Source organism: Myxococcus sp. AM009 (assembly GCF_013372605.1).
In the GTDB taxonomy this organism is placed as follows: domain Bacteria; phylum Myxococcota; class Myxococcia; order Myxococcales; family Myxococcaceae; genus Myxococcus; species Myxococcus vastator.
This window is the reverse complement of record NZ_JABXEP010000065.1, coordinates 1-15,186: the sequence shown is the minus strand read 5'-3', so window position 1 is coordinate 15,186 and position 15,186 is coordinate 1. Positions and strand designations below refer to the sequence as shown.

Sequence of the window (15,186 nt, the reverse complement as noted above, 5' to 3'; positions counted from 1 at the left end):
CGCCATGTCCCCCGTCGCTCGCAACCGTCTGATTGCCCTGGGGGCCCTGCTCGTCGCGGGGGCTGGCCTGGGATTCGTGGCCTTCGGCAACATCGGCGAGAACCTCGTCTACTACTGGAGCCCGTCGGAGATGCTGGGCCAGGGTGACAAGGCGTACTCGGCCACCATCCGCCTGGGCGGCGTGGTGGAGCCGGGCAGCATCCAGTGGAACGCCGAGCACACCACCCTGCACTTCCGCGTGGCGGATGACGTCAAGGAGGGCGCGCCCAGCGTGCTGGTGCGCTCCACGGAGACGCCGCCGCAGATGTTCCGCGACAAGATTGGCGTCGTCGTGGAGGGCACCTACGACAAGTCCGGCGTCTTCAGCTCCAACCGGCTGATGGTGAACCACTCCAACGAGTACCGCGCCCCCAAGGAGGGTGAGGATCCTCGTCAGTGGCAGGAGACGCTCTCCGACGCCACCACCGCGATGGGTGCGAAGTGAACGGAACCGTGGGCTACGGCCTGGTGCTCGGGGGGCTCGCGTTCGCGGCCTTCGGCGCGCTCGTTGGCCTGGTGAGCGGCCTGCGCCGCAGTGACGCGGGCTTCCCGTGGGTGCTGCGCGCGGTGTGGGGCTTCGCCGCCTGCATGGTGGGCGCCAACCTGGTGATGGTCCACGCGCTCGTCACGCACGACTTCAGCGTGCGCTACGTGGCGCAGGTGGGCAGCCGGGCCACGCCGCTGGTCTACACCATCGTCTCGCTGTGGAGCGCCCTGGAGGGGTCCATCCTCTTCTGGGGCTTCATCATGGGCGGCTACATCGCCGCCTTCGCCTTCATCCACCGCAAGGAGCACGCGCGCTACATGCAGCTGGCGCTGGGCACCATGCTGGCGGTGGGCGTCTTCTTCGCCTTCCTCATCGCGGGCCCGGCCAACCCCTGGGGCGCGGTGTCCCCGGTGCCGGCGGATGGCCCCGGCCCCAACCCGCTGCTCCAGAACCACATCCTGATGATCATCCACCCGCCCATGCTGTACCTGGGCTACGTGGGAATGACGGTGCCCTTCGGCGTCGCGGTGGCGGGCCTGCTGCGCGGCGAGATTGGCGAAGCGTGGATGGCGCCCCTGCGGCGCTGGACGCTGGTGGCGTGGCTCTTCCTGTCCATTGGCATCATCCTGGGCGCCTGGTGGGCCTATGCCGTGCTGGGCTGGGGCGGCTACTGGGCGTGGGATCCGGTGGAGAACGCGTCCTTCCTGCCCTGGCTGACGGCGACGGCGTTCATGCACTCCACCATGGTGCAGGAGCGCAAGCGGATGCTGAAGCTGTGGACGCTCAGCCTCGCGCTCGCGTCCTTCGTGCTCACCATCCTGGGCACGTTCATGACGCGCTCGGGCATCTTCAACTCGGTGCACTCCTTCACCCAGTCCGACATCGGGCCCACGTTCCTGGTGTTCCTGGGCGTGCTGCTGGTGCTGTGCGTGGGCCTGCTGGCGGTGCGCGGTCCGCTGCTGGTGCCGGAAGGCCAGCTGGCCTCGCCGCTGTCCCGCGAGGCGAGCATCCTGGTGAACAACCTGGTGTTCGTCGCCATCACCTTCACGGTGCTGCTGGGCACGCTGTATCCGCTCATCTCCGAGGCGGTGCGCGGCGTGCGCGTGAGCGTGGGTGAGCCGTACTTCAACAAGATGGCGGTGCCGGGCGGCATCGCGGTGCTCTTCCTGATGGGCGTGGGCCCGGTGCTCCCCTGGGGCAAGCCGGATCCCGCCACGCTGCGCCGACAGTTCATCATCCCCTCCGTCGTGGGGCTGGTGGTGACGGCGGCGTGCTTCGCGGCGGGCCTGCGCGGCGTGTATCCGCTGATGACCTTCGGGCTGGCGGGCTTCGTCACCGTCGTCACCCTGCGGGAGCTGGTGGCGCCGGTGCGGGTGCGCATGGCCGAGCGCAAGGAAGGCCTCGTCGCCGCGCTGACGACCAGCGCGCTGAAGGCCCAGCGCCGCTTCGGCGGCTACGTGGTGCACCTGGGCATCGTGCTCATCATCGTCGCGGTGGCCGCGTCCTCCGCGTACGTGAAGCACACCTCCGGCACGCTGAAGAAGGGGCAGGTCATCGAGCTGGGCGGCTACCAGATGAAGTACCTGGGCCTGGTCAGCGGCGAGGAGCCCCACCGCACCTACGTGGCGGCGCGCGTGGAGGTGACGTCCCCGGGCGGCAAGGTGTCCGAGCTGAAGCCGCGGCTCAACTACTACGAGCGCAGCACGGACCCCATTGGCACCCCCGGTGTCCGGGAGACGCCGGGCGAGGACCTCTACGTGTCGCTGATGGCCTTCTCCGAACAGGCCGGCACGGCGAGCATCAACATCTGGGTCTTCCCGCTCGTCGGATGGATCTGGTGGAGCATCCCCCTGCTGGTGCTGGGCACGCTCATCTCGCTGTGGCCGCGCCGGAAGGCCGCCGTGGCCATGGCGGGCGCGCCGGCGGTGGGTGCGCCCCCGCTCACGGGTGGTGACGCCGAGCGAGGGGCCGCCTGATGAAGGGCTGGCGCTACACGCTGGGCTTCGTGGTCCTCTGCGCGGGCCTGCTCTTCGTGTTGTTCAAGGGCTTCGGGCGCAACCCGCACGAGGTCCCCTTCATGATGAAGGGCAAGCCGGCCCCGGACTTCGCGCTGCGCGCGCTGGACAGCGGTGAGAAGGTGAGCCTGGCGGACCTGAAGGGCCGGCCGGTGGTCATCAACTTCTGGGCGTCGTGGTGCAGCCCGTGCCGCGTCGAACACCCCGTGCTGGAGTGGGGCGCGCGGCAGTACGGCTCGCAGGCGGTGTTCCTGGGCGTGGTGTTCCAGGACACCGATGACAACGCGCGCGGCTTCCTCCAGCAGCACGGCGCCAGCTACCCGCAGTTGGTGGACCCGCGCTCGCGGATGGCGCTGGACTACGGCGTGGCGGGCGTGCCGGAGACGTACTTCATCGACCCCAACGGCGTCATCCGGGGCAAGCATGTGGGCCCTATCGACCCACAGACGCTGGCCCTGCGCATCCAGGAGCTGTCCACGCCCTCCGCCCCCGCCGAGGCCGCTCGGAAGTAGCCCCTGTCGTCCCAACGAGGTGGCGGTATGCGGTGCCAGGAGTGTGGTGAAGACTCCAATTCCCGGTTGCGGTACTGCGAGAACTGCGGGGCGACCATGCCCGAGCCGCCCAAGGGAACGGGGGCCCGGCCCGCGCTCCGCGCCTCGCGGCCCCAGCGCAACCTGGAGGAGCCCGCATACGCGGCGGACATCCTCGACGAGGCGGATGAGCACTCGCGGCCCTACGTCGCGAGCGACGCGCCCGAGCTTCCGCCCGAGGACCAGACGGACCCGGGCCAGTCCGCCCCGCCCTATGATGGACCGAAGTGGCTGGCGCACGTGCCGGCCCACTCGCCCACGGTGCTGGGGGTCATCGTGGTGGGCTGCGCCGTCGCCCTGTCCGCCCTGCTCTCCTCCGGCGGCGTGGGCCTCCTCGGGTCGCTGCTGGCGGTGGTGAGTGGCACGGTGCTGTGCGCACGCGAGCTGCGCGCCGCGGAGCAGTCCCCTGGCTTCACCGAGCGGATGCCCGCGGTGCTGATGACGCCGGAGGCCGCCGCCACCGCCACCGCCGTGCTGGTGGCGCTGGCGCTGCGCTCGCTCAGCCTGGGCGTGCTGCCGCTCCTGATGGTGGCGGGTGTGGGGCTGGTGGCCCATGACCAGTACCGCAAGGTCATCGCGGGAGCGGACGGCGTGGGCGCGTACTTCGAGCCCCGGCAGCTCCTGGCGATGCCGCGGCTGGTGGGCCTGGGCGGCGTGGCGGTGTGCCTGCTGGCGCTGTTCGCGCCGTGGGGCACGGTGAACCTGAACCTGGACGTCGTGCCGGGCAACGCGCCGGTGCCCCAGGGTCCGCCTGAGCTGCGCGTCATCGCCACGCAGCGGCCCACCGACGACATGCTCTACAGCTACGGCGGCGGCGTCACCCACCTGCGGGGCTGGGACTTGCCGGCGTCGGTGGTGGTGGAGCTGGCGCTGCTGGCCGTGCTCGCCCTGCTGGCGCTGCGCCCGGAGGTGGAGCGCCCGTCCTGGACGCGCTACCTGCCCGCGGGCGCGGTGGCCCTGGCGCTCGCCTTCGCCGGGCTCAACATGCGCCTGCTCCCCGGGCCCTTCGTCTTCGTCTTCGGCCTGGGCGCGGTGGGCCTCGTCGCCGTGCAGCACCTGCGCGCGGCTCGCGCCGCGGAGCTGGCCCCGCGGTACGACGAATCCGAAGATGAAACCGAAGAGGTGGGCTGAGCCGGTTCAGCCCGCGAAGGGCACCGGCGCGACGCCGCGGACGCCCGGTGTCAGCTCGAAGAGCCCACCGGCCAGCGGCTGGGCCTCGAGCTCCTCCGCGCTGAGCCCGTCTCTCCCGGTGGTGACGAACAGCCGGTCCAACGCATCCCCGGCGAAGGCGACACTGGTCGTCTTCGCCACGGGCAGCCGGTACTCGGCCAGCCACGCGCCTTCCGGTGAGAAGCGGCGCACGCAGCCGCCTCCGTAGAAGGCAATCCACAAGCCGCCCTCCGCGTCGACCGTCATCCCGTCGGGGAAGCCGTGGGGCGCGTCGAAGCGGAGGAACTCCCGGCGACGGGAGGCCGCGCCGTCCGGGCTCAGCGCGAAGGCGTAGGTGACGCGCCTGGGCGAGTCGTTCACATAGAGAGTCCGCCCATCGGGGCTGAAGGCCGGGCCGTTCGTCACCGTATAGCCCTCGTCGATTCGAGCGAGGTGCCCCTGGGCGTCGAACCGGTAGAGCCCGCCGGTGGGCGCCTGCTCGTGGTCATCCATGGTGCCCACCCAGAAGCGGCCCTGCGGGTCCACCTTCCCGTCATTGCAGCGGTTGTGGAGGCGCTCAGGCTCCGGGTCCAGAAGCCGCTCCAGACGCGCGCTCCGGGGCTCGTAGAAGGCCAGGCCCCGCTCCGTCCCCGCGATGAAGCCTCCACTCCGCCGGGGCGCGAGCGAGGCGATACGCATTGGCGTGTCCCAGCTCGCCTGCGCACCGCCCTGGAGTTCCAGCCGGTGCACCTTTCGGCCCGGGATGTCGAGCCAGTAGAGCGCGCCCTCCTTGGCCATCCAGAAGGGGCCCTCGCCGAGCACGGCCCGTGCGGGCCAGACGCACCTGGCTTCGTCGTGCCTGACAACGTCCGCGGTGCGCATGCGTGGCGCCTCCAAGAAAGCGAGAGACAACGTCCGTGGCAAAGTTAGCCACGCCGCACGCGCCGGGCATGCACGCGGCGGCGGACGCGGCCTCGCCCGGCTGGCCATGCCTTGCGTCCTCTGACTGACCCACCAGGTTGAGGTCCGTTAACCCGACGCACAGAACAGGGTTATCCCAGAACTTCCGGTGATGGAGGGCGCTCCGGGTTCCCGTACCTTGGGCACGCCTTCAACGACGTGCAGACACCATCGCGAATCCAGGCACGGGGGGAGCGCGGCATGGTCAGTCCGAGGACGGCACCAGTCCGGACAGGAAACACCAGTACCTTCATCCTGAAGCAGCGCAGGCTGCATCTGGTCCTGGTGGATCCACAGGAAGTGCCCTACGTGGATACGGAATACGTGCTCACGGTCGGCCGCACCGAGCACTGTGGAAGAACCGCGGCGGATGGCTCGCTGAGCCACGAAGTGCCGGGCCTCGCCGCGGGGGAGCTGCTGGTGAAGCTGTCCGGGCCGCCAGCGCCGCCGCCTCGCCGGAGCGCGCCGCCCGCCGCCCCCAAGGGCGTGCCACCGCCCTACCCGCCCACCGTCACCGAAGACGACTTTCCGGACACCGCGCCCGCCGCCGCGTCCGAGCCGGTGACGCTCCGCTGGGCGCTGCAGCTCCAGTCGCTCCCGGGCTTCGAGTCCGACGCACTCCGGGCCGCGCAGGAGCGGTTGCACAACCTGGGCTACGCCATCGACGGGGAGCGTGGGTCGCCCGGAGCATCGACAAAGTCCGCCGTGCGAGCGTTCCAGCGCCGCCATGGCCTGCCGGAAACGGGACAGCTCGCGGACATCTCCCGCGAGCTCATCCGCCTGCACGACGCCTGAGGCTCCACCCATGGCACGCATCTCACTGACGGCCAGTGTCGCCCTCGCTGCGCCCGGAGGACGCAACCGCAACCGCCTCCGTCCCGCCAGCCATGGCGTCGCGGACTTCCGGCTCCGCAGTCCGGGAGGCCCCCAATCCCGCTGCCACCGCCCCGCGCCCTCCCCCGCGCTGGCGGGGGGGGATGACGGCTTCCACTTCGCGCCCGAAGTCGAGCCGGTGGAGCTGACGTGGCACCTGCTCAATACGGGCGGGCGGGTGCGCGCCGGAAAGCTGGAGCTCTTCACGCGCTACCGCAAGGCGCCGCTGTGGTCGCGTGAGCTGGGCGCCGAGGAGCTGCTCCAAGGCGAGCACCGGTGGAAATGGGATGGCCGCGTGCCCGAGTCGGAGACATTTCCGGATGGCGTCGTCACGGTGGAGCACTCGCCCTACAAGCTGAAGCTGACGCTCCAGGGCAGCGGACTGGCGCAGGCGCCCGTGGCGTGGACGTTCTTCCACGTCCTGGTGGCGGGCGTTGACCTGGAGCTGGGCGAGCCTCGGGTGCTCTCGCGACCACGCGACCGCGAGCTGACCCAATCGTTGAAGCGGCTCCCCGCGCCTGGCGAGAAGGCTGAACTCCGGCTGGTGGGGAACGTCTTCAAGACGAAGCCATCGGAGATGTTCGACGACACCGACCACCAACTGCACCGGAAGCACTGGGGCGGCGGACCGGAGCTTCCGCTGTTCGCCCGGGCGTGGCTGAAGGACTCGCGCGGCAACAGGGTGGATGCGCCCAAGGCCCTGGGCCGCGTGCGCTTCCTCTGGGACTGGGAGGACGAGACGGAGGCGCTCGAACACCATGCCCCCACGGCCCGTGCCTTCCTCAGGCATGCGCTGGACCGGCACTGTTCGACGTCACGACCCAAGGGCGACAACGCGCACCGGGACGTGGGTGGCAAGCGCGGCGCGCCGTCCTCGGCGGTGTTCCCCAGGCAGGCCGGCTACGCGCCCCAGGCCGAGCCCCGTGACGGCGCCTTCCCCTTCCGCGTCACGCCCTGCAACAAGCGCGGCTGGGCGGCCTACAGCCAGGCCTGGACCAAGGGCGCCTTCGCGGGTCGCACCGGCGTGGTGTTCCAGCCGTCCAGCATCGCGGGAGACGCCTGGCGCGTCACCGTGCAGCTCGCCTATGACCGCCGCAGGGACGGCGGCGTGGTGCTGGACGTGGACGATGATGGACCGCTACCCGCCGCCGTGCGCGCGTCCACCGGCGTCTTCGAGTCGTGGCGTGAGGTCCACCTCTCCCGTCTCTTGCGCAAGGACGCGGGCGCCTCCGGCTTCTCGCTCTCCACCGTGCAGGGCCATTTCGAGCAGGCCTTCCTGCGCCTGGAGGACCGCACGGGCGGGGGCTCGGGATGGAGCGCCGAGGACTACAACGCGCGCATCGCCGAGGCCGTGGCGGCGTCCCGGCACTGGGAGCTCCGGGCGGCCATCGCCCCCGCGGTGGACCAGTACGCGGCGGGCGGCCACGCCGTCACCTTCCGCACTCACGCGGAGTTCCTGGCCGAGGTGCAGCGCGTGAAGCGCTGCGGCGATGCGGATCTCCCCCGGTGGCTGGCGCCCACGCGAGAGCGCAAGGTGCCCCTGCTGGAGGCGCGCGAGTACCACCGGCAGTGCAAGGACTGGGCAAAGACGCTGCTCACACGCGCGCTGGACTCGGCGCTGGGGACGGCCGCGGGCATCGCGCTGTTTCAGTTCTCCGGGCTCTACAACCTGGAGACGACGGTCGGCGGCATTCGCGTCAACGGCTTCGCGTCGGAGTTCCCCTCGCGGAAGAGGGACCGCTGCGCCGTCATCCAATGCGCCGCGCCGGGCAACTACCGAAACACCGTCAACACGCTGGAACAGACGCTGGCGCACGAAATCGGGCACCAGCTCTTCCTGCCGCATGCCCCCTTCCCCGTGCACCGCGAGATTGGCGGGGCCCAGGCGAAGCGCCACGACGTCGACGGGAAGGACTGCCTGATGGGCTACGACTTCGCGACGGAGCGGCGCTTCTGTGGGCTCTGTCTCCTGCGCCTGCGGGGATGGAATACCCGCGCCCTGGAACGCGACGGTGCCCGGAACGCGCGACCATGAGCGCCTCCATCCGCTCCGGGCCCTGGCTGCTCGTGCTGACCCTGTCGGCGGCGAACCCCGCTCCCACGCCATCCCAAGTCAAGACGACACCGTCCCCACCCTCTGGAGGTGCGCCCATGCGCATCCAACTCCGATTGTCCAAGGCGCAGCTCGTCACTTCAGAAGACCTGGACGTGCGCATCGCCCTGTCCAACGAGAGCGCCACGCCCCTGGAGTTTCCCGACCCCTTCCGGCACTCCGACCAATCCCTGACGTACACCGTCACAGGCCCCGAGTACCCGAAGGGCCATGCCGTCAATCACTACACGGTCATCGAGCGTGAGGGCACGCAGCCGCTCGGTGGCGTCGTCGCGCCCCAGGTCCGGCTGGGCTCGGGGCGCGTGCTCGAGTCCGTCGTGCCGCTCCAGGAATGGGTGCCCATCCGCCAGCCGGGTCGGTACCGCGTGACTGCGCGGCTCCAGGCGGCGGGAATCGACGCCGTGTCGGCCCCCATCGAATTCGAGGTCATGACAGGCCGGCCAGGGCCCGCCTCGGTGGGGGTGATGATGGGAGGAGGTCCCTATTCGGGCATGCGTGCCGTCTGGCTCCAGCACCTGGGAGGATACACGTTGCTGATGCAGGCCGTCTTCGTGGACGAGACGGACGAAGAAGGACGCGGCGTCAGCCGGAGGACGGCGCAGGCCCTGGGCACAGTGGAGCCGGAGGCCACAGACGCACTCTCCCCGTGGACGAACGACGCGCCGGGCGGCGAGGCTGTCACCTGGACGCTGTGGCGCCAAGGTGCCTCCATCCTTGCCCTCGCCCCCCCCGCGACGCCCCAGGCGCCGTTCCGCTTCGACCTGGAGGCGCCTCCCGCCCGGCTTGTCCGCCCACCGTTGGAGACACACGCTGGCGAGCTCTTCATCCCTCTCCTGGGGGCGGGAGCCCTGGACCTGCGCCTCATCCGCTTCCAGTCCAGCCAGGATGCCACCCACGTCACCCCGGGCAAGGAAGTGAGCCGGGTGAAGCTCGCCGCCATTCCCGTCGCGGCACGCGCCACGCTCCAGCCCGCCGCGGTGGGCAACGGCATCAGCATCATCCTGGTGAGCGAGGCCCCGGGCGGACTGGACATCCAGCACGTTCGCGCCACCCGCGCCGGGCGGCTGCGCCGGACGGCGAGCGCCTTCATCCGCGGACTGCGCGGACTGCCTGGCTCGGAGCCGGGCGTCTGGATTGACGAGGCGGGCCGCGTGCATGCGGCCCTGGTCGCCGCGTCGCTCAAGAATCCCAACCAGGTCGTCCTGGTGGAGGTGCGCTTCCGCTCCGACGGCCGGCTGGAAGCTCCCGCTCGACAGACGGCGCTGACGGAACTCCCAGCCGCCGCGCGCGCGGCCGTCGCACGGCACTGCCATCAGCCTCACTCAGACAGAGCAGGCGGCGTGAACTGGGCCATCCTTCTCGAGGACGGGCGGCTGGTCCACGCGGGCCAGCGGGAAGAGCCCGTCTCTACGACAAGGCCTGTCGCGGTGCCGCTGGAGCTGCTCGACATGCTCCAGGGCACCTTCATTCTCACGACAGACCCCGTGCTGGGCCCCACGTTTGAGTGGATTTGAGAAATATCTATTTCCGGCCGCTGAGAAACGCCGCGAAGACCGCCTGGGCTTCCGCGGACGCGATTCTCTCAAAGAGATGTATTCCTTCACGCTGGAGCGCCGCGTCCACCTCGGCGCGAAGCGGCTCGCGCAGCAAGCGCTTGGTCAGGCGTAGCGCCTCCACGGGCTTCGCTGCCAGCGCCGAAGCGCGCTGAGACACCACCTCCGCGAGGCTGTTCTCTGGCACCACCTGATGGACGATGCGCGCCCGCAGCGCGGTGGCAGCATCGAAGGCGTCTCCAAACATCAGCAACTCCGACGCCAGCGACATCCCCGCCAGGCGAGGCAGCAGCACGCTAGAGGCCCCCTCCGGGCACAGCCCCAGGTTGACAAAAGGCATGCTGAACATCGCGCGAGCACTGGCCACCACGTAGTCACAGTGCAGCAGCATGGTCGTTCCAACGCCCACCGCCACACCGTCCACGCCCGCGACGACCGGCTTTTCGAGCCGGGAGAGGGCGCGCATGAAGCGCAGGAACGGATTGTCTTCGCCGCCGGGCGGCTTCTGGAGGAAGTCCTTGATGTCGTTGCCCGACGTGAAGTTGTCGCCCGCCCCCGTCAGGACGACCACCCGGACCTCTTCATTCTTGTCGGCGTCGATCAACACCTGCGCCGCGGCGTCATAGAGCTCGCCGCTGAAGGCGTTCTTCTTTTGCGGCCGGTTGAAGGTGAGCGTGAGGACCCCGGCTTCCAAGCGCGTCATTGATGTACCGGTCATGAGATCAAGGCCTCCAAACAAAGCAGATCACGATTTTCCGTTCCCTTGAACCATGACCGCCTGACATCAGTTGTCACAGAACCTCATGAGTCAGGTTGTCCTTCCCAACGGGACTGGAATCACTACACACAACCATCCCATTAGCCAACATCATATTCATATAAATAGTTTTCATGACAACGCCATGACATAAATCGCTTGAAACAAAATATACAGACTCCATATCAATACCGGTAAAACGAACCTTGCCAGGACAACCAGAGCCCATGACAACGCTCTCCGCAGAGCGCAAAGCGCTCCTTGCCGCTCGAAAATGGAAGGAGCGGGCCGAAACCCACGAGCGTCAGCGCAGAGAGCCCATTGCTATCATTGGCATGGCCTGCCGCTTTCCAGGCGGACAAGACACGGATGCCTTCTGGCAAATGATATGCGCCGGGTCCGACATGGTCCGGGAGGTGCCGGCGGACCGCTGGGATGTCGATGCCTTCTTTGATTCGAATCCCGAAGCGCCCGGAAAGATGACTACGCGCTACGGCGCATTCCTTGATCAAATTGACGGCTTCGACGCGGGCTTCTTCCAGATTTCCCCACGCGAGGCATCCCGGATGGACCCGCAGCAGCGCCTGCTCTTGGAGGTCGCGGTCGAGGCGGTCTGCGACGCGGGGCTCGTGCGAAAGAGGCTGCTCAGGACGCGCACCGGCGTGTTCATGGGGATGATGTATGACGACTACGCGCGGATGCAGTCCGAGGATCCCGCGCGCATTGACGCATACACCGCCTCCGGGGTCGGGGGCAGCTTCCTGTCAGGCAGGCTGTCCCACTTACTGGGGCTGATGGGGCCCAGCCTCACATTGGATACGGCGTGCTCGTCCTCGCTCGTGGCCGCGCACCTGGCCTGTCAGAGCATCCGTGCGGGGGACTGCGAGGCCGCCCTGGTGGGTGGAGTGAGCTTGATGCTCCAACCGCAGACGACCATCAGCCTGTCCAAGATTGGCGCCCAGTCACCGGATGGACGCATCAAGGCGTTCGACGCCGCGGCCAATGGCTACGTGCGAGGTGAGGGCTGCGGCGTCGTGGTGCTCAAGGCCTTGTCCAGGGCGCTCGAAGAGGGGGACCGGGTGCTCGCGGTGCTCCGGGGGACAGCGAGCAACCATGACGGCCCCAGCGGCGGAGTGACGGTGCCCAGCGGCAAGGCCCAGGAGGCCGTCCTTCGGCATGCGCTCGAGGCCGCCGGTGTCGAGCCGACGGAGGTCGGCTATCTCGAAGCGCACGGCACGGGCACGCCGCTGGGAGACCCTATCGAGATGGGCGCCATCGGCCGCGTCTATGGCGCCAACCGCGCGACCGACGACGCCCTGTGCGTCGGGTCGGTGAAGGCGAACATCGGCCACCTGGAGTCCGCGGCCGGAATGGCGAGCCTCACCAAGGGCATCCTCATCCTCCGCAACGGGAAGATACCGCCGCAGATCAACTTCGACGTACCGAGCCCGAAGATCGACTGGCGGCCTCCCATCCGGGTCTCCACGTCGCTCGCCGAGTTGCCCCGCGGCAAGGAGCAGGGCGTGGTCGCGGTGAGCTCGTTCGGCCTCAGCGGGAGCAACGCGCATCTGCTCCTCGGCGCGGCCCCCACCCCCGTCGACGTCCCGGCCCCCCTCACGCGCGCACAGTGGCTCCTCCCCATCTCCGCGCAGGATGAACAGGCACTGAGCGCCATGCTCGTCCGGTTCCGCGCGCGGCTCGCCAGCGCGCCGGACGAGGAGCTGGCGGACCTCTGCTACACGGCAGCCGTCCGCCGCGACCATTACTCCGCCCGGGCGCTCGCGGTGGGTGAGAGCCGGGACCAGCTCGTGGCGTCACTCGACCGGCTCCTGGCTGGGGGTGCATTCCAGCGGGACAGCCGTCGCGAGCTGGAGTCCGCCGTCAGCGCGCTGGAAGCCCGGAAGCTGCTTCGCTATCTGGAGGGAGAGGACGTCGACTGGGCGGAGCAGTACCCACGCGGCCGGGTGGTGTCCCTGCCCGCCTATGCATGGCAGCGCACACGCCACTGGCTCACGCGGCGCCCCGGGTACCAGCCGCTCCGGCGCGGCGACGCACACGACGGCCATCCGCTCCTCCAGCAGGTGCTGGGCCTGGCGCAACAGGCGGGAGGACACCTCATCCAGTCCGAAGTCACCCGGACGCTCCGGGAGCGCTTCGCGGGCCCGGAGGGCGATGCCGGCCATTCGGGTTGGACTTGCTGGCTGGCCCTGGAGCTGGCCGCCGCGGCGCTCCGCAAGGTGAGCGAGCGCGAGGCCCTGCGCGCGGAGGGGCTCTCCCTGCCCGCCCCTGACGCGGCGCCGGACGCGGACCTTCGGCACTTCCAGGCGCTCCTCGCGCCCGGCGAACAAGGCTGTGTCACGCTGTCGGTCCATGGCCGGGCGGATGGCGGCGCGGGCGCCTGGCGGCCGTGCCTGAGCGGGCTCGCGCAGGTGGAGCGGGTGGAGCCAGCCACCGCCGACGCCTGGGACACAGCGAGCGGCGGGCTGCTGCCCACCGAGGCCCTTCCCGACGAACCGTGGGTGCTACCGGGCGCGGCGTTGCGGCGGGCCCTCCAGCACCTCAAGACGCTGACCCCTCACGGCGACACCTGGGGTCTGCTGCGTCCCACGCACATTGAACACATGCGCCTCTGGCCACGCGACTACGCGGGCACCGTCACGACCCGCGTCCGGCTGCTCACGGCCGACGCGGGGGGCTGCGCCGTGGACATCCTCCTAGGGGATGCGCGGGAGCGCCCCGTCGTGGAACTGCGAGGCGTGGTGCTCCAGGGCACGGCGGTGGCGGAGAAGCGGGCCCATGACGACTGGCACTGGGAGGTCGAATGGCGCGAGCTGGCCTCCGAGCAGCGCGAGGCGCGAGAGCAAGCGGGCGAAGCCCTGTGGCTCATCGTCGACGAGGGCGGACAGCATGGCCAGGGCCTGGCCGCGGCATTGGGTGCACGGGGGCACGTGGCGAGTGTCTCCCAACCCGAGGCAGGCAACCAGACGGACGCCGCCCGCTGGGAACGCTTCTGTGAGGACGCCGTCACCGAGGCGCTCGCGTCCGTTCCAGCGGGCAGGGCGGTTCGCGCCGTCTACCTGTCCTCCCCTGCCCTCGATGGCGGGCGCGAGGGTCGGCCCAGGGCGTGGGAGGCCGCGTCCAACCGATGCATCACCTTCCTGCGCACGCTGCTGCGCCACGGGGAGCACGCCGGGGGTCCGGCGGAGTCACGCCAGATGCCACTTCATCTGGTGACCCAGGGCGCTCACGGCGCAACGCTCGAAAGCGCTGTCGGCGCCAGTCTCTGGGGACTGGGCCGGAGCATCGCGCTCGAGCATCCCCTCCTGTGGGGTGGGCTCATCGACTTCGAGCCAGGCGTGGCCACGCCAGAGCTCACCGCGTTGCTCGCGGACGAACTCGTTCATGCGTCCATCGAGGACCAGGTTGCCTTCCGCGCGGGCCGGCGCCTCGGAGCCCGGCTCGTAAAGCGGGCGCCTCCAGAGACGGCGAAGGCGCCTCAGGGGGCTCGCGAGGACACCCATCCACGGGTGCACGCGGAGGCGTCCTACCTGGTGACAGGTGGCCTGGGTGACCTGGGCCTGGAGATGGCGCGCTGGCTGGTCTCCCGTGGCGCGCGGCACCTCGTGCTGCTCAGCCGCAAAGGCCGCCAGGGCCTGAGCGACGACGCCAGCGTGGCGGCCCGGGTCGCCGCCATCAAGGCGATGGGCGCGACCGTCTGCACCGAAGCGTGCGATGTCGGTGATGCCCCATCACTCTCGCGGGTCGCCCGTCGCTTCGGCCGGGACTGGCCCAGACTGGGCGGGGTCATCCACGCGGCGGCGTCCATCACCCCGAAGACGCTCATGGAGCTGCAACCCGGTGACACGCAGGCGCTGATGCGCGCGAAGCTGGAAGGGACGTGGAACCTGTACGAGGCCTGCCGCGACGCCCGGCCTGACATGTTCGTCCTGTTCTCCTCCATCACCAGCGTGCTCGGCTCGCGGGCGCTGGCCCACTACACGGCGGCGAACGCCGGGATGGAGGCGCTGGCGGAGCACCTGCACAGCCAAGGGCTCCCCGTCCTCTGCGTTCGCTGGGGCCGGTGGGAGTACATGCGTCAGGCCTCGGAAGAGGAGCGCCGCATCTCCGACCGCTCCGGTTTCCAGGCCATGGCCGCCGCCGATGCACTGGCCGCCTTCGATGCGCTGCTGCGCACGGACCGGCACCTCGCCTCGGTGGCGAACCTCGACCTCCAGCGCTTCCGCCCGCTGTTCGAGTCCTTTGGCGAGCGCGGGCTCCTCAAGCAGCTCGATGAGGGCGCGGCATCTCACGGCGCCGCTCGCGGACAGTTGCGCGCCGAGCTGGCATCCCTGGACGTGGAGTCACGTCAGGAACGGCTGATCGCCCATCTGCGCGCCGAGCTCGCCACCGCCATGCGGCTCCCGGACGCCGGGAGCGTGGACCCGACGCGTGGCTTCTTCGATTTGGGCATGGACTCCATCATGAGTGTCGAGCTGCGGCTGCGCCTCGAGCGGACGCTGGACTGCAAGATTCCCGCGACCTTCGCCTTCAGCACGCCCAACGTCGTGTCGCTGGCTGAATCCCTGCTCAAGCGCCTGCTTCCCCCGGGCGCCGCGCCCGGGGGAAGCAGGCGCTTGAGCAGGGATTCAG

The 15,186-nt window shown here is 69.9% G+C and carries 10 protein-coding genes; 8 read left to right on the top strand and 2 right to left on the bottom strand.

Annotated features, from left to right (window positions below; translation table 11 throughout):
• Positions 1–4: 4 nt before the first annotated feature.
• From HV824_RS17750 to HV824_RS17735, 4 genes are all read left to right on the top strand, one after another.
• The gene (locus HV824_RS17750; RefSeq protein WP_163785999.1) at positions 5–484 is read left to right on the top strand and encodes a cytochrome c maturation protein CcmE; all 480 of its coding nucleotides are present in this window, start codon (positions 5–7) and stop codon (positions 482–484) included.
• Positions 481–2,502 carry a heme lyase CcmF/NrfE family subunit gene (locus tag HV824_RS17745; RefSeq protein ID WP_176423832.1) on the top strand — a complete coding sequence of 674 codons (2,022 nt, stop codon included), beginning with the start codon at positions 481–483 and terminating at the stop codon, positions 2,500–2,502. Before HV824_RS17750 ends, HV824_RS17745 begins: the two co-directional genes overlap by 4 nt.
• Positions 2,502–3,053, top strand: a complete 552-nt coding sequence (locus tag HV824_RS17740; protein WP_176419309.1) for a redoxin domain-containing protein — start codon at positions 2,502–2,504, stop codon at positions 3,051–3,053. Before HV824_RS17745 ends, HV824_RS17740 begins: the two co-directional genes overlap by 1 nt.
• Positions 3,054–3,149: 96 nt before the next feature.
• A complete protein-coding gene (locus HV824_RS17735) occupies positions 3,150–4,262 on the top strand; it encodes a zinc ribbon domain-containing protein (RefSeq protein WP_255208121.1) in 1,113 nt (370 codons plus the stop codon).
• A 6-nt stretch (positions 4,263–4,268) separates the two neighbouring features.
• Here the strand turns inward: HV824_RS17735 and HV824_RS17730 are convergent, their stop codons facing one another.
• Entirely contained in the window at positions 4,269–5,162 is an 894-nt protein-coding gene (locus HV824_RS17730; protein WP_176423830.1) for an SMP-30/gluconolactonase/LRE family protein, read from the bottom strand.
• A 387-nt stretch (positions 5,163–5,549) separates the two neighbouring features.
• Between HV824_RS17730 and HV824_RS17725 the strand changes: the two genes are divergently transcribed.
• From HV824_RS17725 to HV824_RS17715, 3 genes are all read left to right on the top strand, one after another.
• Positions 5,550–6,035, top strand: a complete 486-nt coding sequence (locus HV824_RS17725; RefSeq protein WP_368738072.1) for a peptidoglycan-binding protein — start codon at positions 5,550–5,552, stop codon at positions 6,033–6,035.
• A 10-nt stretch (positions 6,036–6,045) separates the two neighbouring features.
• On the top strand, positions 6,046–8,148 hold the full coding sequence (locus tag HV824_RS17720; protein WP_176423828.1) for a hypothetical protein: 2,103 nt from the start codon (positions 6,046–6,048) through the stop codon (positions 8,146–8,148).
• Positions 8,149–8,264: 116 nt separating this feature from the next.
• Complete coding sequence (locus HV824_RS17715) at positions 8,265–9,740, top strand: hypothetical protein (RefSeq protein ID WP_255208120.1); 1,476 nt, start codon at positions 8,265–8,267, stop codon at positions 9,738–9,740.
• Positions 9,741–9,747: 7 nt separating this feature from the next.
• On the opposite strand, the gene HV824_RS17710 is transcribed toward HV824_RS17715, so the two are convergent.
• Positions 9,748–10,497 carry an enoyl-CoA hydratase-related protein gene (locus HV824_RS17710; protein WP_176423826.1) on the bottom strand — a complete coding sequence of 250 codons (750 nt, stop codon included), beginning with the start codon at positions 10,495–10,497 and terminating at the stop codon, positions 9,748–9,750.
• 266 nt (positions 10,498–10,763) lie between these two features.
• On the opposite strand from HV824_RS17710, the gene HV824_RS17705 reads away from it, so the two are divergent.
• A partial coding sequence (locus tag HV824_RS17705) for an SDR family NAD(P)-dependent oxidoreductase (RefSeq protein ID WP_306465609.1) occupies positions 10,764–15,186 on the top strand: 4,423 nt, incomplete at its 3' end.